Here is a 1,517-nt window from a genome sequence, read left to right on the forward strand (position 1 = left end):
AATTCGGAAAGTAAAATAAGGTAATAAGGACGGTTTACTCCTACTTGTGCAATTATTAAGATTTTTCAACAGAATAAGATGTCTGATAAAAACCTTATTTTCAGCCAATAACCTTATTACTTTGTTTTGAACGGTAATAATTTGATAGTAGCAAAATTGATTATTTTACTTTTGAGACAGCTCCTTGCATTTGTTGTCTATCTATAATTCAGCAATACACCGTACACTAAAGCCGTGTCCACGGTTGTTAATGCTCGCAGGGTACACACCACTATTATTAAAAGCCAAGGCGTCCGAGTACACACTGCTAAGACTACCACTCCAGTAACGTCCGTAAGAACCTACCTGATAGAGTTCGCCATCATAGTGATTGCGGTAACCGACGGCGGGTAAAAAGAAAGTAGTAGTCTCGCCATCAGGTTTCACTTCGTAACCGGCGGTACCATTAACTGCATCATGCCACACCCAAGTATTAGCCACAGCAGTGGCTTTAGTACCGGGTGCTGAACTGCCATTGAAAATATTACTCCACTCACTCTGAGCAGGAACACGCCATCCGGTAGGACATGGATCGTAAATAGCATTTTTTTGATTACGCCAATTAAGGTCGACAGTATTAGTAACAGTCCAATTGTAAGGATAAGAAGGAGTTTTAATGAAAGAATCGGAAATGCCATCGGGAGCTGTAGCATCGTTGTTATCAGATAATGTTGTTGTTATAGCACTGGTACGTTTTTCGTGACCGTCAGTCTTACGTCCCCATTGGTATAAGTCGCCATAAACAATAGAGTTATTATCTCTTGTATTAGGGTGGCTAAACACAGGGCTTGAACAAGCCTTTTGTTCTTCTATACTTTGCTCGGTCGCCCCAAGATTATAACACATAAATGTACTCCAACCTCCCGCTACTGTTTTAGCACCACAACCTACAGCCACTTCGGCTATATCACTGTTTATGCTGTTGCCATTAACATCGGTAACTTGGCAATAGTAACGGCGCATGCCCAAAGCTGATAAACTGGGAGTAAAAGCATCTGAATCGCCTCCTGTACCGTCAGTCACAGCTATAGGAGCTGCATTGGTGTTAGCTGTCACTTCATACCATTGGTAAGTAAGGGGAGCTATTCCGGTAGCCGTTACGCTGATAGTAGCCGATTCACCACCAATACCAGTAAGGGCGGTTGCATTTTTAGTTTCTGCCCAGTTGAAAGCACGAGGCTGAGCGGTAATTTGTGGAGCTACATTACTACCGCAATTCGATATCCAAGCAGTACCATTCCATGTGTCGGTACAGTTAGTCGTGATATTGTAAATAGTCAAGCCTTTAGCTAAATCCTTACCGCTTACCGATAATTTGTTACGCTGGTCGGTAGTCAACTGAGGCAAGCGTAAACCGCCTGTAGTACTTACTACCTCTAAAGCAGAGAATGTTTCAGGTGCTTTGTCGGCTCCGATTGTTACCTGTGCAGTTGCACTAAAAATGAAAAACGAAAATTGAAAAAGACAGAACAAAACTA

The 1,517-nt window shown here is 42.3% G+C and carries 1 protein-coding gene; it reads right to left on the bottom strand.

All coding sequences use genetic code 11. The features are described from left to right. Positions 1 to 201: 201 nt before the first annotated feature. Positions 202 to 1,517: fibrobacter succinogenes major paralogous domain-containing protein (locus tag D0T49_RS12670; RefSeq protein WP_239057075.1), on the bottom strand; the 1,316-nt coding region annotated here is incomplete at its 5' end.

Origin of the sequence: Paludibacter sp. 221 (assembly GCF_010501035.1) — a bacterium.
Taxonomy (GTDB): domain Bacteria; phylum Bacteroidota; class Bacteroidia; order Bacteroidales; family Paludibacteraceae; genus QVMH01.